The 22443-nt window shown below is 67.2% G+C and carries 24 protein-coding genes; 12 read left to right on the top strand and 12 right to left on the bottom strand.

All coding sequences use genetic code 11. From position 1 onward, the window contains the following. Positions 1-179 precede the first annotated feature (179 nt). On the top strand, positions 180-578 hold the full coding sequence (locus tag AC1DZY_RS12050) for a DUF2794 domain-containing protein (protein WP_476820349.1): 399 nt from the start codon (positions 180-182) through the stop codon (positions 576-578). A 3-nt stretch (positions 579-581) separates the two neighbouring features. Here the strand turns inward: AC1DZY_RS12050 and AC1DZY_RS12045 are convergent, their stop codons facing one another. The 4 genes from AC1DZY_RS12045 to AC1DZY_RS12030 all read right to left on the bottom strand — a co-directional run bounded on the left by AC1DZY_RS12045 (position 582) and on the right by AC1DZY_RS12030 (position 5525). Then, the gene (locus AC1DZY_RS12045; RefSeq protein ID WP_476820348.1) at positions 582-1118 is read right to left on the bottom strand and encodes an N-acetyltransferase family protein; all 537 of its coding nucleotides are present in this window, start codon (positions 1116-1118) and stop codon (positions 582-584) included. Between the two features lie 90 nt (positions 1119-1208). Next, positions 1209-1985 carry a Bax inhibitor-1/YccA family protein gene (locus AC1DZY_RS12040; RefSeq protein WP_476820347.1) on the bottom strand — a complete coding sequence of 259 codons (777 nt, stop codon included), beginning with the start codon at positions 1983-1985 and terminating at the stop codon, positions 1209-1211. 217 nt (positions 1986-2202) lie between these two features. Beyond that, positions 2203-4803 carry an ABC transporter permease gene (locus tag AC1DZY_RS12035; RefSeq protein WP_476820346.1) on the bottom strand — a complete coding sequence of 867 codons (2601 nt, stop codon included), beginning with the start codon at positions 4801-4803 and terminating at the stop codon, positions 2203-2205. A gap of 2 nt (positions 4804-4805) precedes the next feature. Next, positions 4806-5525, bottom strand: a complete 720-nt coding sequence (locus AC1DZY_RS12030; protein ID WP_476820523.1) for an ABC transporter ATP-binding protein — start codon at positions 5523-5525, stop codon at positions 4806-4808. Positions 5526-5699: 174 nt separating this feature from the next. Here AC1DZY_RS12030 and AC1DZY_RS12025 point away from each other — a divergent pair, with 174 nt between their 5' ends. From AC1DZY_RS12025 to AC1DZY_RS12010, 4 genes are all read left to right on the top strand, one after another. Continuing rightward, positions 5700-6290, top strand: a complete 591-nt coding sequence (locus tag AC1DZY_RS12025) for an arylesterase (RefSeq protein WP_476820345.1) — start codon at positions 5700-5702, stop codon at positions 6288-6290. Positions 6291-6368: 78 nt separating this feature from the next. After that, positions 6369-7424: an aldo/keto reductase gene (locus tag AC1DZY_RS12020; protein WP_476820344.1), complete on the top strand. Its 1056-nt coding sequence runs from the start codon at positions 6369-6371 to the stop codon at positions 7422-7424. Between the two features lie 160 nt (positions 7425-7584). Beyond that, a complete protein-coding gene (gene thpR, locus AC1DZY_RS12015) occupies positions 7585-8163 on the top strand; it encodes an RNA 2',3'-cyclic phosphodiesterase (protein ID WP_476820343.1) in 579 nt (192 codons plus the stop codon). A 2-nt stretch (positions 8164-8165) separates the two neighbouring features. Then, positions 8166-8456: a 4a-hydroxytetrahydrobiopterin dehydratase gene (locus AC1DZY_RS12010; protein ID WP_476820342.1), complete on the top strand. Its 291-nt coding sequence runs from the start codon at positions 8166-8168 to the stop codon at positions 8454-8456. Positions 8457-8462: 6 nt separating this feature from the next. Here the strand turns inward: AC1DZY_RS12010 and AC1DZY_RS12005 are convergent, their stop codons facing one another. The 3 genes from AC1DZY_RS12005 to AC1DZY_RS11995 form a co-directional block, all read right to left on the bottom strand. Beyond that, on the bottom strand, positions 8463-9659 hold the full coding sequence (locus AC1DZY_RS12005; RefSeq protein ID WP_476820341.1) for a GNAT family N-acetyltransferase: 1197 nt from the start codon (positions 9657-9659) through the stop codon (positions 8463-8465). After that, positions 9656-10342, bottom strand: a complete 687-nt coding sequence (locus AC1DZY_RS12000) for a DUF6875 domain-containing protein (RefSeq protein WP_476820340.1) — start codon at positions 10340-10342, stop codon at positions 9656-9658. Before AC1DZY_RS12000 ends, AC1DZY_RS12005 begins: the two co-directional genes overlap by 4 nt. 89 nt (positions 10343-10431) lie before the next feature. After that, complete coding sequence (locus tag AC1DZY_RS11995) at positions 10432-11187, bottom strand: RluA family pseudouridine synthase (RefSeq protein WP_476820339.1); 756 nt, start codon at positions 11185-11187, stop codon at positions 10432-10434. Between the two features lie 71 nt (positions 11188-11258). On the opposite strand from AC1DZY_RS11995, the gene ftsY reads away from it, so the two are divergent. Both ftsY and AC1DZY_RS11985 read left to right on the top strand, forming a co-directional pair. Then, on the top strand, positions 11259-12464 hold the full coding sequence (gene ftsY, locus AC1DZY_RS11990) for a signal recognition particle-docking protein FtsY (protein WP_476820338.1): 1206 nt from the start codon (positions 11259-11261) through the stop codon (positions 12462-12464). Then, entirely contained in the window at positions 12461-13081 is a 621-nt protein-coding gene (locus tag AC1DZY_RS11985; RefSeq protein ID WP_476820337.1) for a septation protein A, read from the top strand. The genes ftsY and AC1DZY_RS11985 overlap by 4 nt, the downstream gene beginning before the upstream one ends. Before the next feature lie 11 nt (positions 13082-13092). Here AC1DZY_RS11985 and AC1DZY_RS11980 read toward each other — a convergent pair whose 3' ends face one another. Then, positions 13093-13878 carry an SDR family NAD(P)-dependent oxidoreductase gene (locus AC1DZY_RS11980; protein WP_476820336.1) on the bottom strand — a complete coding sequence of 262 codons (786 nt, stop codon included), beginning with the start codon at positions 13876-13878 and terminating at the stop codon, positions 13093-13095. 186 nt (positions 13879-14064) lie between these two features. On the opposite strand from AC1DZY_RS11980, the gene AC1DZY_RS11975 reads away from it, so the two are divergent. After that, positions 14065-14439: a YkvA family protein gene (locus tag AC1DZY_RS11975; RefSeq protein WP_476820335.1), complete on the top strand. Its 375-nt coding sequence runs from the start codon at positions 14065-14067 to the stop codon at positions 14437-14439. A 143-nt stretch (positions 14440-14582) separates the two neighbouring features. On the opposite strand, the gene AC1DZY_RS11970 is transcribed toward AC1DZY_RS11975, so the two are convergent. Further along, a complete protein-coding gene (locus AC1DZY_RS11970) occupies positions 14583-15557 on the bottom strand; it encodes an NADPH:quinone oxidoreductase family protein (protein WP_476820334.1) in 975 nt (324 codons plus the stop codon). 4 nt (positions 15558-15561) lie between these two features. Continuing rightward, a complete protein-coding gene (locus AC1DZY_RS11965; protein ID WP_476820333.1) occupies positions 15562-16137 on the bottom strand; it encodes a sigma-70 family RNA polymerase sigma factor in 576 nt (191 codons plus the stop codon). 293 nt (positions 16138-16430) lie between these two features. On the opposite strand from AC1DZY_RS11965, the gene AC1DZY_RS11960 reads away from it, so the two are divergent. From AC1DZY_RS11960 to AC1DZY_RS11950, 3 genes are all read left to right on the top strand, one after another. Further along, complete coding sequence (locus AC1DZY_RS11960; RefSeq protein ID WP_476820332.1) at positions 16431-16979, top strand: invasion associated locus B family protein; 549 nt, start codon at positions 16431-16433, stop codon at positions 16977-16979. A 238-nt stretch (positions 16980-17217) separates the two neighbouring features. After that, complete coding sequence (rlmN, locus tag AC1DZY_RS11955; protein ID WP_476820331.1) at positions 17218-18438, top strand: dual-specificity RNA methyltransferase RlmN; 1221 nt, start codon at positions 17218-17220, stop codon at positions 18436-18438. A 6-nt stretch (positions 18439-18444) separates the two neighbouring features. Then, entirely contained in the window at positions 18445-18930 is a 486-nt protein-coding gene (locus AC1DZY_RS11950; RefSeq protein WP_476820330.1) for a hypothetical protein, read from the top strand. An 8-nt stretch (positions 18931-18938) separates the two neighbouring features. Here AC1DZY_RS11950 and AC1DZY_RS11945 read toward each other — a convergent pair whose 3' ends face one another. Both AC1DZY_RS11945 and ggt read right to left on the bottom strand, forming a co-directional pair. Then, positions 18939-19631, bottom strand: a complete 693-nt coding sequence (locus AC1DZY_RS11945) for an acid phosphatase (RefSeq protein ID WP_476820329.1) — start codon at positions 19629-19631, stop codon at positions 18939-18941. Positions 19632-19694: 63 nt separating this feature from the next. After that, positions 19695-21449, bottom strand: a complete 1755-nt coding sequence (gene ggt / locus AC1DZY_RS11940; RefSeq protein ID WP_476820328.1) for a gamma-glutamyltransferase — start codon at positions 21447-21449, stop codon at positions 19695-19697. Positions 21450-21634: 185 nt separating this feature from the next. Here ggt and AC1DZY_RS11935 point away from each other — a divergent pair, with 185 nt between their 5' ends. Further along, a complete protein-coding gene (locus AC1DZY_RS11935; RefSeq protein ID WP_476820522.1) occupies positions 21635-22243 on the top strand; it encodes a LemA family protein in 609 nt (202 codons plus the stop codon). Positions 22244-22443: the final 200 nt, after the last annotated feature.

Below are 22443 nucleotides of genomic sequence, written 5' to 3'. Positions count from 1 at the left end.
GAGCTTTCCAGTTTGGCCGTCGCTTGTCGCGTTTCGGGCGAAATTGCGGCAGTGCTGACGAAGCCGTGATGGCCGCGACGGGCAGGCGGCGGCGATGCCTTGCCAGCGCAGCATCGCGGGAGCATCATCGGCTGCCCAACAGCGTGGCGACCGGAGGCGGTCGTCGATCGGGAGGCGCAATGAGCGAAAGCGATACGCCGCAATCGCAAGCAGATGCCGGGGTCGTCGCCTTCCCCAGTCCCATTCGACACAGCCAGGCCCCGCCCGCCCCGGCACCGCCGGCGACGGTCACCTTCGACCGGCGCGAGCTTGCGGAATTGCTCAATCTCTATGGCCGCATGGTCGCGGCCGGCGAGTGGCGCGACTACGCGATCGATTTCCTGAAGGACCAGGCGCAGTTCTCGGTCTACCGGCGCTCTTCGGAGGTGCCGCTCTATCGCATCGTCAAGGATCCGGCGCTGGCCAGGAAGCAGGGCGCCTATTCGGTCGTGGCGGCGACGGGGCTGGTGCTGAAGCGCGGTCCCGATCTCGGACGCGTGCTGCGGGTGCTGGACAAGAAGCTGAGCGTGGTCGGCTGAGTTTTACAGCGCCGGCGGCGAGCGTTCCGCGTCGCCCAGTTCCTTCTGCATCAGCATCTGGTCGAGCCAGCGGCCATGTTTCCAGCCGACCTTCTCGGCGACGCCGATCATGCGGAAGCCGGCGCGCTCGTGCAGCCGGCGCGAGCCGACGGACGCGCCCGTGCCATCGCCGATCACCGCGATCATCTGGCGGAAGCCACGCGTCGTGCAGGCGTCGATCAAGGCCGTCAGCAGCGCACTGCCGATGCCCGCGCCCTGTGCCGACGGCGCGATATAGATCGAGTTCTCGACAGTCGAGCGGTAGGCCGGGCGCGGGCGATAGGCGCTCGCATAGGCATAGCCGAGGAGCACGCCGTCGCGTTCAGCCAAGAGATAGGGATAGCCGCCAGCGAGAATTGTCTCATGGCGGCGCAGCATCTCGGCCTCGTCTGGCGGATCGACCTCCCAGGAGGCCGTGCCGTGGAGGACGGCGTGAGCATAGATCGCCGCGATGGCGGGAATGTCGGCGGGTCCGGCCGGGCGAATGTCGAGCTTCGTCATGGCCCGATGATGACCGGGCGGGCGCCCAAAAGAAAAGCCCCGGCCTTGCGGCCGGGGCTCAGCATCTCCCGCATGAAGCGTGCGATCAGGTCACTGGTTGCGGTTGCCGAACAGCGACAGCAGCATCTGGAACATGTTGATGAAGTTCAGGTAGAGCGACAGGGCGCCGTTCACCGAGAGCTTCGCAGCCGATTCCTGGTCCAGGTCGGAATAGAGATACATTTCCTTCAGGCGCTGGGTGTCCCAGGCGGTCAGGCCGGCGAAGACCAGCACGCCGATCGCCGAGATGGCGAAGGACAGCGCGCTCGAGGCCAGAAAGATGTTGACCACCGAGGCGATCATCAGGCCGATCAGGCCCATGATCAGGAACGAGCCCATGCCCGATAGCGACTTCTTCGTGGTGTAGCCGGCGAGGCTGAGAGCCCCGAAGGCCGCAGCCGTGATGAAGAACACCTTGGTGATCGACTCGCCCGTGTAGACCACGAAGATCGACGACATCGACACGCCCATCACCGCCGCGAAGGCGAAGAACATGGCGCGTGCGGTCGAAGAGCTCATGCTCTCGGCCTTGAACGAGAAGAAGAAGATGAAGGCGAGCGGGGCCAGCATCACGACCCATTTCAGCGGGCTGAGATAGATCGCCTGGCCGAACGCCGTCAGCGCCGTGACCTTGCCGGTCGGCGAGACGCCGGCGACGGCCAGCATGGAGATGCCGATCGCGGCGAGACCGGTGATGGCCAGGCCGATCGACATGTTGTTGTAGACGCCGAGCATGAACGAGCGCAGGCCCTGATCCATCTCGACGGCGCTGGTCTGCTGGGCGCGGCCGGCACCCCAGACTGGAGCATTGCGGTCGAAGTTGCTCATAAAGAGGTTTCCCCTGACGTTGATTCCGAAGACGGGCGCCGCCTCCGCGACGGCCCGTTATCGCCCAAAATCGTGGCGATAGCGAGAATATGAGGGGGATCGCCGGCGCTTACAAGGGGCGCTTATGGTTAAGAGCGGCCGCTCCAAGAAACGCGACGCCGAAACGATGCAAAGCGGCGCGCGCCTTATGTCTATCGCCGGCCTATTTGGACAGTCATCATAAATTCCGCAGGTGAGAAGCTGGTGCTTTCGACAGTATCTGGAGCGTTCCCGTAAGGCCGAACAGGACGGTAACGCCGATTGCGGCAGTCGCTGCCAGTAAAGCCCCCGTGGGATCACTGACGAATTCGATCTTCATCACTTGCGTGACGACGCCCCAGCCCGCCAGAGCGCCCGCGACAACCCCGAACAGCGCCGATACGAGGCCGATGACGGCGTATTCGAGGGCGTACGACGAAAGTATGAAGCGGCGTGTTGCCCCAAGCGTCTTGAGGATCATCGCGTCATAGAGCCGCGCCCGCTGCCCGGCCGCCAGCGCGCCGCCCAGCACGAGCAGGCTGGCGGCGATGGCGAGCCCCGAGGCGCCGCGGATCGCGGTCGCGAGCTGACCGACGATGGTGTTGATCGCCTCCAGCGCGTCCTTGACCCGGACGGCGGTCACGGACGGGAATTCGACCGCGAGCCGCCGCATCAGCGTGGCGTCGTTTCCGGCAGGCGCGCCGGCGGCCGGCGTCACCGTCGCGAGATTGGTGTGGGGCGCTCCCGCGAAGGTGTTGGGCGAGAACAGCATGACGAAGTTGATGCCGAGCGAGCGCCATTCGACCGCGCGCAGATTGGCGACCCGGGCGGTGATGTTGCGGCCGAGCACGTTGACGGTCAGCGTGTCGCCGACCTTGAGGCCGAGGCCCGCCGCGATCGGGGCATCGAAGGAGACCAGCGGCTCGCCCTTGTAGTCGGCCGGCCACCATTCGCCCGCCGCGAGCTTCGAGCCGTCCGGGATGGTCTGCGCATAGGTGATGCCGCGATCGCCCTCGAGCACCCAGGCGGCCTGTTCGCTGGCCTTGATGTCCTCGGCCTTGATGCTGTTCAGGCTGACGATGCGGCCGCGCATCATCGGTACGCGTTCCAGCACGGATCCTGGCCGCTCCTCGTGAAGAAAGGCGTCGAAGCGGGCCGATTCGGCGTTGGGAATGTCGAGGAAGAAGAAGCTCGGCGCCTTCTGCGGCAAGGCCTGCGTCAGTTGCCGGGTCAGGCTGACATCGATGAAGGCGAGCGCCGAGAGCAGGGCGACGCCCAGCCCCAGCGAGAGCACCAGCGATGGCGTCAGCGCGCCCGGCCGGTGGCTGTTGGCCAGCGCCATCCGCAAAGAGGGATTTCGCGGACGGGGCAGGCGTCTCGCCAGCGCCATCAATCCGGTCGAGACTGAGCGCAGCAGCAGGAAGACGCACAGCATCACGCCGATATAGATCAGCGCGATCCGGCGCTCATAGGCGAAGGCAAGCGCGACGCCGATCAGGCCGGCGAGCGCGAGGCCGCAGATGACGAGATAAAGCGCACGCGGTCGGCGCTGGTCGGGGGAGATCTGGTCGCGAAACAGCGCGGAGACCGGCACGTCATGAGCGCGGCCGAGCGGCAGGATGGCGAAGACCAGCGCCGTGAGCAGGCCATAAAGTGCGGCGATGCCGAGTTCACCGGGAGCCAGCGTCGGTTCGAAAGGCAGCGGCAGGATGCCGCCGAGCACCGCGCCCAGTGCGAAGGGGGCGGCTGCGCCGAGCGCGAGGCCGATCGCGGTGCCCAGCGCGGCAACCAGCATGACCTCGGTCAGATGGATGGCGACGACGCGTCCGCCGGTTGCGCCAAGCGCCTTCATCGTGGCGAAATCGAGCTTTTTGGCCTCGACGAAGCGCCTGACGGCATTGGCGACGCCGACGCCGCCGACCAGAAGCGCGGTTAGGCCGACCAGCGTCAGGAACTGGGTGAAGCGTTCGAGATTGCGCTGAAAGCCGGGATTGGCGTTGGAGCGGGAACGGATCTCCCAGCCCGCGTCGCGGGTCTGCGTACCGGCGTCCGCGATCAGGCGCTCCAGCGACTGATCATCGGCGGCCGTCGCCGGCAGAATGACGCGATAGGTCCAGCGCACGAGACTGCCGGGCTGGAGCAGGCCGGTGGCGCGCAGAGCCGCCTGAGGCATCAGCAGACGAGGGCCGAAGCCGACGCCGGCTGCAATCTTGTCGGGCTCGGAGACGAGATTGGCGCGCAGTTCGAGCTTTGCCGCGCCGACCATGATGACATCGCCGACCTTGAGGTCGAGCCGGCCGAACAGGACGGGGTCTGTGACCGCGCCGAAGACGCCGTTGCGCTCGGCGAGCAGCTCCGGCAGCGACGCCAGCGGGTCGGTCGCGACCGCGCCGATGCTCGGGTAGCCGGAATCGACCGCCTTGATCTCGACCAGAGCCGCGCCCTTGTCGCCAGCATTGGCCATGCCGCGCATGGTCGCGATGGTGGAAACCGCGCCGCGCGAGGTCAGGAAGGCCAGTTCGGCCGGGGTCGCCTCGCGGTGGATCAGGCTGAAGGCGGCGTCGCCGCCCAGGATTCGCCGGCCCTCGCGCGACAGCCCCTCGGTCAGGCCGCGCGAGGCCGAGGCGACGGCGGCGATCGTCATGACGCCCAGCGCCAGGCAGGCGATGAAGACGCCGAAACCGCGCAAGCCGCCGCGCAGATCGCGCCAGGCAAGCTTGAAGGCGAGCGGCAGGAAAGCAAAGGGGAGGAAGGCTGCGCCGGAGGGCGGCTCGCTCGGGTGCTTGACGGTCGCGTGCATGGTCAGGCCACCGCCATATCGGCGTCGACCTCGATGCGCCCGGCGCGCAGCCTGACTGTGCGGTCGCAGAGCGCCGCCAGTGCGAGATCGTGGGTGACGAGCACCAGTGTCGCGCCGCGCTCGCGCCGGAGCGCGAAGATCAGGTCGACGATCGAGCGGCCGGTGCTTTCGTCGAGATTGCCGGTCGGCTCGTCGGCGACGAGGATGGCGGGGTTTGGCGCAACCGCACGCGCGATGGCGACGCGCTGCTGTTCGCCGCCCGAGAGCTGGGCTGGATAATGGTCCATGCGACCGGCGAGACCGACATTGCGCAATTCGGCTTCGGCGCGGGAAAAGGCGTCGCCTGCGCCGGCCAGCTCCAGCGGCAAGGCGACGTTCTCGCGCGCCGTCATCGTGGGAACGAGGTGGAAGGACTGGAAGACGATGCCGATGCGCCGGCCGCGAAACACGGCAAGCCCATCCTCGTCGAGGGCGCCGAGATCCTGGCCCGCGACCCTGACCAGGCCGGAATCAGGCCGCTCCAGCCCGGCCATGGTCATCAGCAAGGTGGATTTGCCGGAGCCGGACGGGCCGACCAGTCCCGTCGCCTGGCCGGAGGCCAGCGACAAAGAAACACCCTGGAGGATATGGACGCGGGCAGCCGCGCGCCCCAGACTAAGGTGAACATCCTGCAATTCGATCGCAGGCAACTCGATCCCCGGGGCGGGCACTGCGCTCATCATCATATGACCTTGCATCCTGATCTTCCGACGCCCTCTCGCACCGCATCATGGAGCGAGTGGGGCAATGCCGCGTTGCACCCAGCCCTGCGGCGATATGGGCGCGATCTTGCGCCTGTCCAATCGTTCGCCCTGGTTTTTCTGCTGACGCTCACTTTCGCACTGTCCTTCGCAACCATGACGCAAGCCCAGAACACCGTCCGCCCGCTGAAGCTCGTCGCGTTCGGCGACAGCCTGACCGCCGGCTATGGCCTGTCGGCGAGCGCGGCCTTCCCGGTCGTGCTGGAGCAAGCGCTGCGCCAGAAGGGCGTCGCTGTCGAGATCGTCAACGCCGGCGTGTCGGGCGATACGACCCAAGGCGGACTCGACCGGCTCGACTGGTCGGTGGCGGACGGCACGGATGGCGTCATCCTCGAACTCGGCGCCAATGATGCGCTGCGTGGAACCGATCCGGCTGCAACCGAGAAGGCGCTCGACGCGATCATTTCCCGGCTCAGGGAGCGTCGCATTCCGGTGCTGCTGGCGGGCATGTATGCGCCGCGCAATCTCGGGCCGGACTACACCGGCCGCTTCGACGGCCTGTTCCCGAAGCTTGCGCAAAAATACGGACTGGTGCTTTACCCGTTCTTTCTGGACGGCATCGCGGGCGACCGCGCGCTGAACCAGCCCGATCTCCTCCACCCCACCCCTGAGGGCGTCCGCGTCATCGTCCAGCGCATCCTGCCGACGGTCGAGCGCTTCCTCGCGACGCTGCCGCCCAAATCCTGAACGGCCTTTCCGGCCTGAATATCGCTTTCCACCTCGCGGCGCGCCGTCGCGCGCCCGTTCCTGCGGAGTTGCATCGCCATGGAATATCGCCGTCTCGGCCGGACCGATCTCAAGGTCTCGGTGATCTGCCTGGGAACCATGACCTATGGCGAGCAGAATACGGAAGCCGAAGGCCATGAGCAGATGGACTACGCGCTCGATCAGGGCGTGAATTTTTTCGACACCGCCGAGCTGTATTCGATCCCGCCCAAGGCCGAGACGCAAGGGGCGACGGAGCGTGTCATCGGCAGCTGGTTCAAGGCGCGCGGCAATCGCGACAAGGTGATCCTCGCCTCCAAGATCTGCGGGCGCGGCGGCAACACCTGGTTCCGCGACGACCAAAGCCCGACCCGCGTCACGCGCAAGCAGATCACCGAGGCCGTCGACAAAAGCCTGAAGCGGCTGCAGACCGACTATATCGATCTCTACCAGATCCATTTTCCCGAGCGGCCGATGCCGTGGGGCTCGAACCCGACGCGTTTCAGCAAGGCGGCCTTCGAGATCCCTGCCGACGAAACGTCGATCGCCGAGCAACTCGACGCCTTCGCCGACATGGTCAAGGCCGGCAAGATCCGTCATCTCGGCCTTTCCAACGAGAGCGCCTGGGGCACGATGAGTTTCGTGCGGGATTCCGAGGTTCGGGGCGGCCCGCGCGTTCAGTCGATCCAGAATGCCTACAGCCTGCTCAACCGCACCTTCGAGACGGCGCTGGCCGAGGTGGCGATCCGCGAGCATGTCGGACTGCTCGCCTATTCGCCGCTGGCGCAGGGCTTCCTGACCGGAAAATATCTCGATGGCGCGCGGCCTGCCGGCACACGCACGACCCTGTTCAACCGGGCCCAACGCTATGAGACGGCCGGCTCGGAGGATGCGATCAAGCGCTACATCGCGCTCGCCAGGGAGGCCGGGCTCGATCCGGCCCAGATGGCGCTTGCCTTCGTCAATGCGCGGCCTTTCGTCACGGCCAACATCATCGGCGCGACGAAGATGGAGCAGCTGAAGACCGACATCGCCTCGATCGGCGTCACATTGTCGGCCGAGGTCGAGGCGAAGATCGACGCGATCCACCAGCTCGTCGGCAATCCCTGCCCCTGATATCGGACGTCATTCCCGGGCTCGCCCGGGAATGACTTGCTCGCGATTGTCGGGTCGAGCCCGACCATGACGGCGCTGGCTGTGTCGCGCCCTGTGGGGAGCATCGGCTGCCCGGCATTTCGTCTCGCCAGAGTCACAAAAAACTGGCACTGATTCGGACATGCCGAGGCTGTTCACAGCTCTGGAGATTCCCGCCGACGTCGCGGCGGCGCTGACGCTGCATCGTGGCGGGCTCAACGGCGCACGCTGGATCGACCCGGCCGATTATCACATCACCCTGCGCTTTCTCGGCGATGTCGACCGGCGCATGGCGCGTGACGTCGACGCTTTTCTCGCCGATATCCAGTCCTATCCCTTCGAGGTCACGCTCGACGCGCTCGGCAGCTTCGGGGGCGACAAGCCGCGCGCCGTCTTCGCCCGGGTCCAGCCGAGCGCCAGGCTGACGGAGCTGCAGGGCGATCTCGAACGGATGCTGCGCAAACTCGGACTGCCGCCCGAGAGCCGCAAGTTCGTGCCCCATGTCACGCTGGCCCGCCTGCGCGACACCTCGCCGGTCGATCTCGCGCATTTCCTCGGCCAGCATCCGATCGTCAGGCCGATCGGCTTCACGGCGCGGCGGCTGGCCCTGATGTCGTCGCGCGATTCGATCGGCGGCGGGCCTTATGTCATCGAGGCGGCCTATCCGCTCGGGCCAGCCTATCCCAACCGGCTTCCGAGCCGCACGGCCCAGCGGAGATGACCATGCCCAAGCGGTTGAGCCCCGAGGCGCGTAACGAGGCGCTGGTGACCTTGTCTGGATGGAAGCTCGTCGAGGGCCGGGAGGCGATTGCGAAACGCTTCGTCTTCCGCGATTTCAACGAGGCTTTCGGCTGGATGAGCCGCGTCGCGCTGCTGGCCGAGAAGATGGACCACCATCCGGAATGGTCGAATGTCTACAAGACCGTCGAGGTCACGCTGGCGACGCACGACGTCGACGGCCTGTCCGAGTTCGACGTCAGGATGGCCCGCGCCATGGACGCGATGGTGGGCTGAAACGCTTCAGCCCTTCGCGCCTCGGCTCCAGACGGCGATCCGACGAGCGACGCCGCTGGGGAGATGCTGGGCAGCCGCCTTCAGCACGGGGCGCAGGTTCTGGAGACCAAGCGCGCAGAGCAGCCGCCCCTTCAGTGTCAGCGGAAGAACGAGGTCGCTGACGGCGGTCAGCCCGTCGGCATGGTCGAGCTTGTAGGCATCGGCGGGGCTGAGCAGGTCGAACCGGCTGCTGCCGCGCGCCTTTGCCGAGGCAAAGCTGTGAATCGCGAGAATCTTGCCGACGCCGCCGCGCTCGTGGTCGGGGTGGGTCGCGATTACGTGGCCGAAGCTGGTCCCCTTGCAGTCGAGCGAGAGATCGATGCCGATCGGCTCGCCGTCGCAGGTCAGCAGCGCTACTCGCAGCGGCGAATCCCCGGCCGCATCGCCGGCGAGGTCGCGGAAGAAGGCGGCAAAGCGCGGATCGGTCACTGTCGGTGCGATGACGCCATGCCGCAGGAGCGCGGCCTGCTTCATCGCGATGGCCGCGTCGGCTGCTTTTGCTGCCTGCGGCCCCGGCTGCAAAGTCGAGAATGCGAGCGCGCCGCGTTCGGAAAGCCTGCGCAGACGGCGGCGATGGTTCGAGCGCTCGCGGGCCGGGTAGACGCCAGCCGGGCCATCAGGGCCGATTCGCGCGTCGAGATCAGCGAAAGGCGCGTCCTGCCGCTGGAGCAGGCGTGCATCGGCGAGCAGGCCCGAACGCGCCAGCACGGAATCGGCGCGCAGCTTGCGAGCTTCGAAGACATCGGCTCCAAGCGCGCGGACGGCGTCCCAGCCGGCTTTCAGCAGCGCGCCTTCGTCGCCCTGGCGCTCGACCAGCACATCGCCGAACTGGGCGACGGGAACACCCATGAAGCGCAGGGTCGTCAGGCCGAGGCGTCGCCTCCGCAGCAGCGGCCAGAGCATGACGAGCCGGCCGTCGCGCCGGCCTGCGACGATGCAGAGCGTCTCGGCCGGGTCGGCATAGTGCGTCGCCCAATGGCGCAGGAAGGCATGCGTCTGGAAGACCTGGTGGGGCAGGCCGGCGCGGGCGAAAAGCGCGTCCCATTCCGGCTGTAGTGCGAGGAAATCGTCATGATCTGCGACGATGTCGAGCGCGTGCCGTCGGGCGGACACCTCCGATGCGGCCGTCAGGCCCTCGATCCGCAGCAGCGTCGCTATCGTCATGTCGAAGCGCCGCCTCGAAAATGGGCCAGCAGACGCCTGGCGCCCGCGAACGGGAAGCGCACCAGGTAAGGCAGCAGCAGCAGCGGATGGCGGGCCGCGAAGGGCGCATCGTGCTCGACCATGTGGCGGATCGCCAGCACCGGCAGCGGCGCGCGCAGCGGCCGGAATTCAGGGTTCCACAGGCCCGGCGCGTCGGAATCGGCATACATCAGGCCGATCATGCGGTTGCGGGCGAGCGAATAGAATTTGTGGCGGTTCTGGACGCGCTTGAGCATGGCGATGCCCTCGTCAGAAGCGCAGCCCGGGAAGCCGACGATCACGGTGCGGAAATGCGTCATGCTCGGCTTGGCCGGAATCTCGTCCAGCGCGCGGAACCCACCACGAATCAACGCGAAGGCGGCGTCTTCGTCCGCGGGACCTGCGTCGCAGATGCCGAGACGAACGGTGTCGAGCCGGGCGGCCTGGCGGGTGAAAGGGCAGACCGCGCCGGTGCGGCCGAGATCGGGGTGACCTGCCATCAGATAGCCCTCGACCCAGCCGAGCAGCGTCGCCATGGGGGCTTCTGGCGCGGCCGCCGATTTGTCCCGGGCCGCCGTGATGGTCAGCAGCGTACCGGTTTGGGGCGCGAGGACCGTGTCTTCGATCGAGCTTGCCGCGTCAGGAGCTGTCAGCGTCTGGTGCATCGGTCCGCCGGAATCTGCGTGAACCCAAGCCCTAGCAGGCAGAGATTAGGGAAGGGTTTCCCGCATGCCGGAGCGAACCGCGCAGCGCGTTAGGGTTTTGGCAAGGCTGTCGGCCAGCCGCACAGCGTCAACGCTTCCTGCATATGGGCAGGCGGCGGTGCTTCGACCTGAATGGGTGCGCGCTTGCGGTAGAGCGGAATCGCGATGCCGCGGGCGTGAAGCTGGAGGCCGGGGCCGCCTTCGCGCGGGGCCGAGCCATAAATCTCGTCGCCGAGCATCGGCCAGCCCATGGCGGCGCAATGCACGCGCAACTGATGGGTGCGACCGGTCAGAGGCTCCAGAGCCAACCAGGCCAGCGGACCCGACGCGCCCTGTCCGCGCCCCAGCACACGATATCGTGTCTGCGAGGGCAGGCCCTCGGGATCGACCTTCATCCACCAGCCGCGATCGGGCGCGCGCTTGGACAGAGCGAGGTCGATCAGGCCAGCGTCCTGCTCCGGATCGCCCTCGACGATCGCCCAATAGGTCTTGTCGATTGCGCCCTCGCGGAACATCTGGTTGAGCTCGGCCATGGCGCGGGGATGGCGGCCGAGGACGAGGCAGCCGGAGGTGTCCTTGTCGAGCCGGTGCGCGGCTTCGGGCCGGCGCGGCAGGCCAAAGCGCAGCGCGTCGAGATGGTCGGTCAGGACGGGGATGACCTTTCGCTTCGCCTGGGGGCCGCGATGCGAGGGCAGGCCGGCGGGCTTGTCGATGACCAGGATCATCGCGTCGCGATAGAGCAGCGGCACGGGCAGGGCCGCATCGTCGTGCGGTTGTGAAATGTCTGGTCGGTCGGGCGCTGTCATGGCATTGCGCTAGCGAAGGCCGGGCGGACACGCAACCTGACGCGCGCAAACCCCTGCCAGCAGGACGGATGATGAGCGAGACGCAACCGAAGAAACGCGGCTTCTTCTCGAAGCTTTTCGGGCTGGAGGACGAGCAGGCGAGGCCGGCCGCGCAGCCGGCGACGCAGCCGCCACCGGAACCCGAGGCCGACGCCCTGATCGCGCCGGACGTGCTGATGGGCGAGGCCGGGCCCTTGCCGCTCGCCGAAGCTTTGCCGATTGCCGATTCCTTGCCGATTGCGATGCCTGAACCCGCGCCGGTCCAGGCTCCGCCGGTGCTGACGCCGCCGGTCGTGGCTGCGCCCGAGCCCAGACGGAGCTGGTGGCGTCGGCTGACCGAGGGCCTGTCGCGGACCTCGTCGGCGCTGACGACGGGGATCAGCGACCTCTTCACCAAGCGCAAGCTCGACGCCGGCACGCTGGAGGATCTCGAGGACATCCTGATCCAGGCCGATCTCGGCATCGCCACCGCCGGGCGCATCGCCAGGGCGGTCGGCGAGGGCCGCTACGACAAGCAGATCGATCCCGCCGAGGTGAAGGCGATTCTCGCCCGCGAGGTCGAGGCGATCCTGACCCCGGTGGCGCTGCCGCTGTCGATCGACGCCACGAAAAAGCCCTTTGTCATTCTGATGGTCGGTGTCAACGGCTCGGGCAAGACGACGACGATCGGCAAGCTCGCGGCGAAATTCAGGGCCGAGGGCAAATCGGTGATGCTGGCGGCGGGCGACACCTTTCGCGCGGCGGCGATCGAGCAGCTCAAGGTCTGGGGCGAGCGCACCGGCGCGGAGGTGGTCTCGGGCCAGCAGGGCGCGGACGCCTCGGGGCTGGCCTTCGAGGCGTTGCAGAAGGCGAAGGCGGCCGGCACGGACGTGCTGCTGGTCGACACCGCCGGGCGGCTGCAGAACAAGACGGGACTGATGGACGAACTGGCCAAGGTCGTGCGCGTGATCAGGAAGCTGGACCCCGAGGCGCCCCATTCGGCACTGCTGGTGCTCGATGCGACTGTCGGCCAGAACGCGTTGAGTCAGGTCGAGGCCTTTCAGCATACGGCCGGCGTCACCGGCCTGGTCATGACCAAGCTCGACGGCACGGCGCGCGGCGGCATCCTCGTGGCGCTGGCGGCGAAATTCGGTCTGCCGGTGCATTTCATCGGCGTCGGCGAAAGCGTCGACGATCTCGAGCCGTTCTCGGCGCAGGACTTTGCGCGGGCGGTGGCGGGTTTGGGAGAAGCGGCGTGAGCCAGGACGTGATCGAAACGCCAAAGCCCAAGGTCAACCCCCTGCTCAAGCTCGCGCTCGAATTCGGGCCGCTGGCGATCTTCTTTTTCGCCAATTCCTATGGCGACCGGCTGTTCGGCGTCGCCGCCGACCGGCGCATCTTCGTGGCGACCGGTATCTTCATGGTCGCCTCGCTCGTGGCGCTGGCCCTGTCGCGGATCGTGCTCGGCTATCTCCCGCGCATGGCGATCGTGAACGCGGTCGTCGTCAGCGTCTTTGGCGGGCTGACGATCGCGCTCGACGACGCCTTCTTCATCAAGGTCAAGCCGACCATCGTGAACGCGCTGTTCGGCTGCGTGCTGCTGGGCGGACTCTATTTCGGCCGCTCGCTGCTTTCGCTGGTGCTGGAGACGGTGCTGCAGCTCGACGAGGAAGGCTGGCGCAAACTGACCTTCCGCTGGGGCCTGTTCTTCTTCGTGCTCGCGGCCCTCAACGAGGTGGTCTGGCGCACGCAGACGCAGGATTTCTGGGTCGCCTTCAAGGTCTGGGGCGTGATGCCGCTGACCATGGCCTTCGCGCTGGCGCAGACGCCGCTGATCCTGAAGCACGAGGTCAAGCAGGTGGAAGCCGGCGAGTAGACGCCCGCGCCCTACTTCGCCGCTAGCCTGATCGCGCCGTCGAGCCTGATCGAGGTGCCATTCAGCATCTCGTTCTCGACGATGGCCTGCACCAGAGCGGCGTATTCGGTCGCCTTGCCGAGCCGCGAGGGGAAGGGGATCGAGGCGCCCAGCGAGTTGCGCGAATCCTCCGGCAGGCCGTCGAACATCGGCGTCTCGAACAGGCCGGGCAGGATCGTCATGACGCGAATGCCATAGGCGGCGAGTTCGCGCGCGATCGGCAGGGTCATGCCGACGATGCCGGCCTTGGAGGCGGAATAGGAGGCCTGGCCGATCTGGCCATCCTCGGCGGCGACGGAGGCCGTGTTGACGATGACGCCGCGGCCGCCATCGGCAGTGACCGGCTCCAGCGCAGCCAATGCCACAGCGGATTTGGCGATGACGCGGAAGGTCCCGGTCAGATTGATCGCGACGCCCTTCTCGAAGGTCGCCATGTCATGGGCGACGAGTTCGCCGGTGTCGCGCTTCTTCGAGATGACACGGCGACCCGGCGCGATGCCGGCGCAGTTGATGACGATGCGGGCGACGCCATGGGCGGTGCGCGCCCCGGCCAGCGCCGCGTCGACGGAGGCGTCATTGGTGACGTCGCAGGAGCAGAAGACGCCGCCGATCTCGGCGGCAACCTTCTCGCCGCGCTCGGCGTTGAGATCGAGCAGGGCGACCTTGACGCCAAAACCCGCCAGCATGCGCGCGGTCGCTTCACCGAGGCCGGAGGCGCCGCCGGTGACGATGGCCGAGAGCGATGAGTCGAGTTTCATGGGTATGTCCTGTTCACAAAAATCTTTGAAACAGCGTTTAGAGGCCGCGCGGCCGGGCTCCAAGCCTGATTCTTCGCGGGCCTCTTGTGCAGGGTTTCGGGCGGGGCCACATTTTCCAGCATTCACAGCCCGACTCGACTCGGGGTTGAGCTTGCACCGTGATTGAGCCCATCAGGAGGGGCAGGGATGAGCGACACGTTCCATTCGCGCTTTTCGGCCGAGGAGATGGCGGCGATCCGCAAGAGCCTGCGCGACGAGGCGCGGTTTGGCGGCGAGTTCCTGCAGCGGCTGAAACGAGTCGCGAAGCGGATACCGTTCGCGGAGGACATGCTGGCCGCGTGGTTCTGCACGCGCGATCCCGCGACACCACGGCGTGTCCGCCTGACGCTTATGGCCGCGCTCGGCTACTTCGTGCTGCCGATCGACGCCATTCCCGACATCCTGCCCTTCATCGGCTTCACCGATGACGCCGCGGTGATCGCGGCTGCGATCGCGGCGGTGGCGGGCTCGATCACGCCTGGGCATCGCGAGCAGGCGAGGCAGGCGCTGGCGGAGCTTTGACAGTCCGATCACCTCAGCCCTCATCCTGAGGAGCCGCGTGAGCGGCGTCTCGAAGGATGCTCCAGAGTGCACTGAAGCATCCTTCGTGACGCGAGCCTTGCTCGCTCCTCAGGATGAGGGCTGAGAGTTGGACGAAGACCGCCTCACAGCGTCAGCACGATCTTGCCCTTGGCCTTGCGGTCGCCGATCAGGGCGTAGGCCTCGGTCCAGCGTTCGAGCGGCACCGCTGCATGGACATGGGCGCGGATGTGGCCGGCCGCCGCCCAGTCGAGCAGGCGCTCCATGTTGGCGCGATGGGCGGCTGGTTCGCGCCGGACGAACTCGCCCCAGAACACACCGCGCAGGTCGCAGCCCTTGAGCAGCAGCAGGTTGAGCGGAATTTTCGGGATCGCGCCGCCGGCGAAGCCGACCACCAGATAGCGCCCTTCCCAGGCCATGGCGCGCACCGCCGGTTCGGCCAGATCGCCGCCGACGGTGTCGTAGAGCACGTCGACGCCGCGCCCCTCCGTCAGCCGGCGCAGGCCGGCCTTCACATCCTCCTGCGTATAGTCGAGCACTTCCTGCGCGCCGTGCTCGCGGGCGAGCGCCAGCTTGTCGGCCGACGAGGCGCAGGCGATGACATGGGCGCCGAGCAGCGCGCCGATCTCGACGGCGGCCAGCCCTGCGCCTCCCGCTGCGCCCAGGATCGCCAGCGTCTCGCCCGGTTGGACGACGCCACGCTGGATCAGGCCGTGCATCGCGGTGCCATAGGTCACGAACAGGCCCGCTGCCTGCGCGTCGTCGAGCGCATTGGGCACCCGCACGATCGCTTCGGTCGAGACCACGACCTTTTCGCGGGCCGCGCCATGCCCGACCCAGGCCGCGACCCGCTCGCCGATGCGCCAGCCGGTCACGCCCTCGCCGATCGCCGAAATCGTGCCGGCGCATTCCGCTGATGGCGAGAACGGCAGGGCTGGTTTGGTCTGGTAGCGGTTCTCGATGATCAGCGTGTCGAAGAAGTTCAGCGCGGCCGCCCTGACCGCGACCACGACCTCGCCGGGACCGGGCTCAGGCTCCGGCAGATCGCGGATGACGAGGGTCTCGGCCGGACCATGGGCCTCGCAGAGCAATGCTTTCATCGGTTTACTCCGCCTCGACCACGCCATCGGCCTCCAGCACCCGGCGCAGCCGCGTGAAGGCGAGCCTGATCCGGGATTTGACCGTGCCGAGCGGCAACCCGGTGCGCTCGGCGACCTGCGCATGCGACAGGCCGTCGAAGAAGGCGAGCCTGACCAGCCGCAACTGTTCGTCCGGCAGGCTTTCCAGCGCCAGCCGCAAGGCTTCCTCACGCTTCTGGGCGTCCATCACCCGGTCGGGGCTGATCTCCGGCGCGGGGTGGAGGATCGGATCCTCCGGATCGATTCGGTCGGACCGGTCGCGGCGCGCCAGGTCGATGCGGCGGTTGCGGGCGATGCGGTAAAGCCAGGTCGAGACCGAGGATTTGCCCGGGTCGAACAATTCCGCCTTGCGCCAGAGCGTGGCGAGCGTGTCCTGCACGACCTCCTCGGCCAGGGCCGCGTCGCAGCCCTGCCGCAGCAGGAAACCGTTCAGGCGCGGCGCGAAATGGTCGAACAGGGCGGTGAAGGCGGCGCGGTCACGGCGCTTTGCGACAGCCTCCACGAGACGGGCATGATCCTGGGCGGGCAGCGCGACGGTCATCTTAGGGAATGCGGCGTCGCCTCGTGATGGTGCGGAGCCTGATCCCCGTCGCCCGATGCCGCTGCCTGTGTCGCTGGTGTCATGCGGACAGTCTGGCATGGGGCACGCCGGAACGGAACCGATCGAATCCGGCTCCGTTCGCATTTTCGCCAGGATCGTGACACTCTATGCGTCATGTCCTGACTGATGCCGATGGGTAAATCGGTGGTAAAGACGGCGTTAAGATTTTTACTAGTTGATGGCGGTCCATGATTCTCAGCTTGCTCCGCGCCGGTTCCATCGCATCCCGGTTTATGATCATCGCGCCTCTGCTGGCCGCCGGCGCCATCGGTGCTGCCTTGCCGGCGCTGGCCCAGCCGAAGCCCGCGCCTCAGCGCGCTGCCGCCGGAGGGTCCGGTCAGGCGCAGGCGCTGCTGCTCGAAACGGCCGGCAAATGGCAGGCCTTCTCCTCGCAGCAGGGCCGCACCAAGGTCTGCTACGCGCTCGCCAAGGCGGAGTCGCGGCTTCCCGCCAATCTCAAGGATGTCGAGGGCATGCTCTTCGTGTCCAGCCGGCCGGGCGAGGGGGTTCGTAACGAGATCAGCTTCGTGATGAATTTCGACCTCAAGGAAGACGTCGAGCATCAGGCCATCATCGGCGACGAGCGTTTCGCTCTGGTCGCCAAGGGCCAGAACATGTGGTTGAAGAATCCGGCCGAGGAGCCGCGCATGCTCGATGCGCTGCGCAAGGGTGCGGGGCTCGAGGTCAAGGGCACCTCGAAGAAGGGCAATCCGACGGCGGATAAATATTCGCTTGCCGGGCTGTCGCAGACGGTCAAGCGCGCCGAAGACGCCTGCAAGTAGGACGGCGCGGAATCCGCGAGCGCGACCGTCCGGCGCGCCTCTCGGTGCTTCCGGTGCTCACGGACTGATGTCCGCTCCGCTCCGGTGCTTGAAAACCACGCCAGCCGACCCAGGCTGGCGAATTCCAGCCGCCGCCCTGCGTCGCGGGCTTTGATGCCGTGATTTCACGGGTGGCCGTTCCCGTGCTATGAGGCGGGTCAATCCGGGCGTTCGCCGCCCGATCCGAGCCAGAGTTCCGATGACCGTGTCCGTTCTTGAACCCGCCGCGCCTGCGGCCGAAGCCGTTTTGCAGCGCCGTTCGCTGGTTGGGTGCACGCGCGCCGGCCTCGCCGAGGCGCTGGCCGAGATCGGTATTCCCGAGAAGGAGCGGCGCATGCGCGTCGGCCAGCTCTGGAACTGGATCTACCATTACGGCGTGCGCGATTTCGCTGTCATGACGACGATCGGCAAGGGGTTGCGCGGGGCTCTGGCCGAGCGCTTCACGCTCGACCTGCCGGAGGTGACGGCCGAGCAGGTCTCGACCGACGGCACCCGCAAATGGCTGATCCGGATGGCGCCGACCGGCCCGCGCGACCGCGGCGCCGAGATCGAATGCGTCTACATCCCGGAAGTCGATCGTGGCACGCTCTGCGTCTCCAGCCAGGTCGGCTGCACGCTGACCTGCACTTTCTGCCACACTGGCACCCAACGTCTGGTCCGCAATCTCACCACCGAGGAGATCGTCGCGCAGCTGATGGTGGCGCGCGACCGGCTGGGCGATTTTCCCAACCGCAGCGCGCCGGGCGGAGCCTTCGTGCCCAATGACGGCGGGCGCTTCGTCTCCAACATCGTCTTCATGGGCATGGGCGAGCCGCTCTATAATTTCGACGGCGTGCGCGACGCGATCGACGTCATCTCCGACAATGAGGGGCTGTCGCTCGGCCGCCGCCGCATCACCGTCTCGACCTCGGGCGTGGTGCCGCAGATCGGCCCGCTGGGCACGCAGATGAGCACGATGCTGGCGATCTCGCTGCATGCGGTGCGTGACGAATTGCGCAACGAACTCGTGCCGCTGAACCGGAAATATCCGATCGCGGAGCTGATGGAGGCCTGCCGGACCTATCCGGGCGTCTCCAACGCCAAGCGCATCACCTTCGAATACGTGATGCTGAAGGGCGTCAACGACAGCGACGCCGAGGCGCGCGATCTGGTGCGGCTGCTCAAGGGCATCCCGGCGAAGATCAACCTGATCCCGTTCAATCCCTGGCCCGGCACCCAATACGAATGCTCGGACTGGGACCGGATCGAGCGCTTCTCCGAGATCGTCTTTCGCGCCGGCTACGCCTCGCCGGTGCGCACCCCGCGCGGGCGCGACATTCTCGCCGCCTGCGGCCAGCTCAAAAGCGAGACCGAAAAGCTCTCGGCCCGCGCCAGGCTGATGCTGGACGAGGCCGACGCTTCGGCCTCGCTCGCCGGCTGACGCTCCATGCTGCGCTGGTTCCTGCTGATTCCCTTCGCGCTCGTCGTCGCCATGGGCGCGGGCGTATTCGCCATGATGATCGCCAGCGTCGCCTCGGCCGAGATCGCGCTGCTGATCGGCGGCGGTTTCGAGCGGCTGATGGATGCGTTGTTCGGGCTCGTCGACTCAGGTGTCGATCCAGGCCCTGCGGCTGCCGCGGCGTTCAGCCTGCTCGGGCGGCTGGGCCTTTCGATCATCATCGCGCCAGTCGTTCTGGTGGCGGTCTTCAGCGAGCTTTTCCGCGTCCGCAGCGGCCTGATTCAGACCGGTCTCACCGGCCTGCTGGCGGCGCTGCTGCCGCTCGCCATGCTGCGCCTGTCGCGCGCGCCGAGCGAGGCCGAGACCCGGGTGATCGGAGCGCTGTTCCTGATCGGAGCCGCGACAGGTTTCGTGTACTGGCTGATCGCCGGTCGCGGGGCTGGCGGCGAACGCGTCGTCGATAGCCCCCGATAGAGCTGAAATCAGAGCCCGAGCAGCTTGCGCAGCTCCGCCTTGGCCACGGCGAATTCAGTCTGGAAATCCTGCTGCTCCATGATCCTGGCCGCGATGACAGTGCCGGCGATGCGGCCGGCCTCGATGTCGGCACGGAAATGGATGCCGCCGACGAGGCGGTTCTCGCCATAGGCCCAGGCGCGGGCCATGATCTCGGATCGTTTTTCCGGCACCATGTTCGAAAGGATGACGCCCATCAGCGTTCCGACCGTCGTGTGGCCGGAGGGGTAGGCGCCGGAATTCGAGAGTTTTACAGCAGGCTTGACCAGCGGGCTGTACTGATGCGGGCGCGGGCGCTTCCACGTATCCTTGGCGGGGTCGACGACCTCGCCTTCGGTGGCGACGACGCGATCGAAGAAGGCGGAGAAGGCCGGCAAGCCCTCGGTCTTGAACTTCGGCCCCATGACGTCAGCGAAGCGCCAGACGTTCTCGACCACGTCCGCCTGCGCCTGCGCCTCCATCTCCGGCGTGCGCGTGACCTGCACGCTCAGCACCTCGGCGAGTTCGGCCTTCATCGCGGCCGAATCGAGCGCTGGCGGCGGTTTCAGAAAGGTTAGAAGGTCAATGGTCCTGGCCGTGGCGAAGGGCTTGGCCTCCTCGGCATGGGCTGGCGAGAAGGCCAGCGCTGCCGTCATCAGGGCGGCGATAAGAATATGGCGCATCGGGATCGTCCTCGAAAAGGGGACGGAACCGACGCGCCAGCAAGATGACGGGGTGATGAAGCCTCAATCACCGATCGCAACGCCCTCGCGCCGTCCATCCGCGCCGCCAACGAAGCCTTCTGGCGTCTTGACGATCGCCTGGATGCCCGAGGTCATCTCCAGTAACCGGACCTCGTGTCCCTTGGCTTCGAGCGCGGTCTTCCAGGGCTCGGCCTCCGTGCCTTTCTCCAGTTCGGTCGGGCCGTTGCGGCTGGCGAAATTGGCGAGGTCGACGGCGTTTTGCGGGTCCATCTTCCAGTCGAGCAGCGCCACCAGAGCCTTGGCGACATAGCCGATGATCTGGCTGCCACCGGGCGAGCCGACGACCGCATAGAGCCGCCCGAACGCGTCGAAAACCAGTGTCGGGGCCATCGAGGAGCGCGGGCGCTTGCCGGGCTCGACGCGGTTGGCGACGGGCTTGCCGTCCTCCTCCGGTGCAAAGTTGAAGTCGGTCAGCTCGTTGTTGAGCAGGAAGCCGCTCTTCGTCATCAGGCGCGAGCCAAAACCGTCCTCGATCGTCGTGGTCATCGAGACGGCGTTGCCGTCCGCGTCGATCACCGAGATGTGGCTGGTGCCGTTCTCGATGCCGTCGGAGGGCGCGAGCAGCTGCGCGCGCTTGTTGGGCGGATCGCCGGCCTTGGCGCGGCCCATCGACTTCTCGGGGCTGACGAGCTTCGCGCGAGAGGCGACATAGTCGCGGTCGATCAGGCCGGAAACCGGCACGCTGAGAAAGGCGGGGTCGGCGAGGTAGAGCGCCCGGTCGGCAAAGGCGAGCCGCCCGGCCTCGCTGAACCAGTGCACGGCCTCGGGGCCTGCGCCCATGCGGGCGATGTCCTTGGTCTCGAGGATCCCGAGCATCTGCTGCACGGCGATGGCGCCCGAACTCGGCGGACCCATGCCGCAGATGCGCCAGACCCGGTAGCTGCCGCAGACGGGTGCGCGCTCGACGATCCTGTAGGCGGCGAGATCGGCCAGTGTCATGTCGCCAGGATTGGTCTTGTGGCCGGTGACGGTCGCGACGATGTCCTGCGCGATCGGCCCGGCATAGAAGGCCTGCGAGCCCTCGGTAGCGACGGCCCGCAGCGTCGCGGCGAAGGCCGGATTCTTCAGGATGGTTCCGACAGCCTTGGGCCTGCCGTCCGCCTCGTAGAAATAGGCGGCGGCCAGCGGGTTGGCGATCAGGTTCTTTTCGCCGGCGAGCAGGCCGTTGAGCCGCGGCGAGATCGCAAAGCCGTCCTCCGCCAGCCTGATCGCCGGCGCGAGCACGGCGGCCCAGGACAGCTTGCCCCAGCGCTGATGCGCGCCTTCGAGCAGCTTCAGCGTGCCGGGTACGCCGACCGAACGGCCACCGACCACGGCGTCGATGAATTTCATCGGCTTGCCATCGACGCCGATGAACCGGTCGGGCTTCGCGGCCGCAGGCGCGGTTTCGCGGCCGTCCAGCGTCGAGACGGCCTTCCTGGCCTCGTCCCAGTAGACGAAGAAGGCGCCGCCGCCGATGCCGGAGCTTTGCGGCTCGACCAGGTTGAGAACGAGCTGGATCGCGATCGCGGCGTCGGCCGCACTGCCCCCAGCGCGCAGGATTTCGCGGCCGGCATTGGCGGCGAGCGGGTTGGCGGCCGCCGCCATATAGCGCTGGGCGCTGCCGGAAACCTTGGCGATGCGCCCGGTTCCAGCCTCTGGGGCCGGCGCGAGCGTCTGCGCGGTGGCCGGCGCGACGAACAAAGCGAATGCGAGGCTCGCGAGGGTCAGGCCGCCTCTCGATATCGACAGGGTCATCACACGATCCTTCCAGCATGGCATCGGCAGCAGCGAGACTAGCTCCAGATCGGGCCGTCGCGCCATGGCGTCGTCGCAGGCGCGCCGTTGTCTCCGTCACAGGCGTTCGCCTTGGAGCGGGAGCGGGGGCAGGCTAAGGTCGCCGGATCGATTGCTTGCAAGACGTCGTCAACCAGGGGCCCGGCATGTCGCCTTCGTTCTCCATCGCTCTCCGCCGTGGCCTCGCCGCTGCGCTGCTCTCCTGCCTCGGCCTCGTGCTGGCCGGCTGCGGCTACAACAGCGTTCCGACGCTGGAGGAGGCCGCCAAGGCCAAATGGGCCGATGTGCAGAACCAGTATCAGCGCCGCGCCGACCTGATCCCCAATCTGGTCGAGACCGTGAAGGGGTTTGCCGCGCAGGAGCGCGAGGTTCTGACGGCGGTGGTCGAGGCCCGCGCCAAGGCGAGCCAGGTCAAGGTCGATGCCTCCACGATCACCGATCCGGCGAAGTTCAAGGAGTTCCAGGACGCGCAGAACCAGCTCAGCGGAGCGCTCGGGCGATTGCTGGTGACTGTCGAGCGTTATCCGGACCTGAAGTCGAACCAGAACTTCCTGTCGCTGCAGTCGCAGCTGGAAGGCACCGAGAACAGGGTCGCGGTGGCTCGGCGCGACTACATCCAGGCCGTACAGGCCTTCAACACGGAGATCCGGACGTTTCCGGGCGTGATCTGGGCAAAACTGTTCTGGGGCGCAAAGCCGATGGAGACCTTTGCCGCCACGGCCGGGGCCGAGCGTCCGCCGGCGGTGAAGTTCTGAAGCGCCGGTCCCTCGCTCGTCGATGTCCAGCAAGCGCGTGAAGCGCGGGGAACCCTCTCCCGCAGGGAGAGGGCAGGGTGAGGGGTCGGCCCTTCTCCGCAAAAGGCGTGTCCCTGCCGTTTCGCGTCGTTGGCTCGGCGCATCACTGGTCCAGGGGCCATCACCTCACCCCTGCCCCTCTCCTGACAGGAGAGGGGTTC

This window comes from Allobosea sp. P2_A10 (assembly GCF_056405115.1).
Note: the sequence above shows the minus strand (reverse complement) of the source record. Positions and strands in the feature narration are given on the sequence as shown.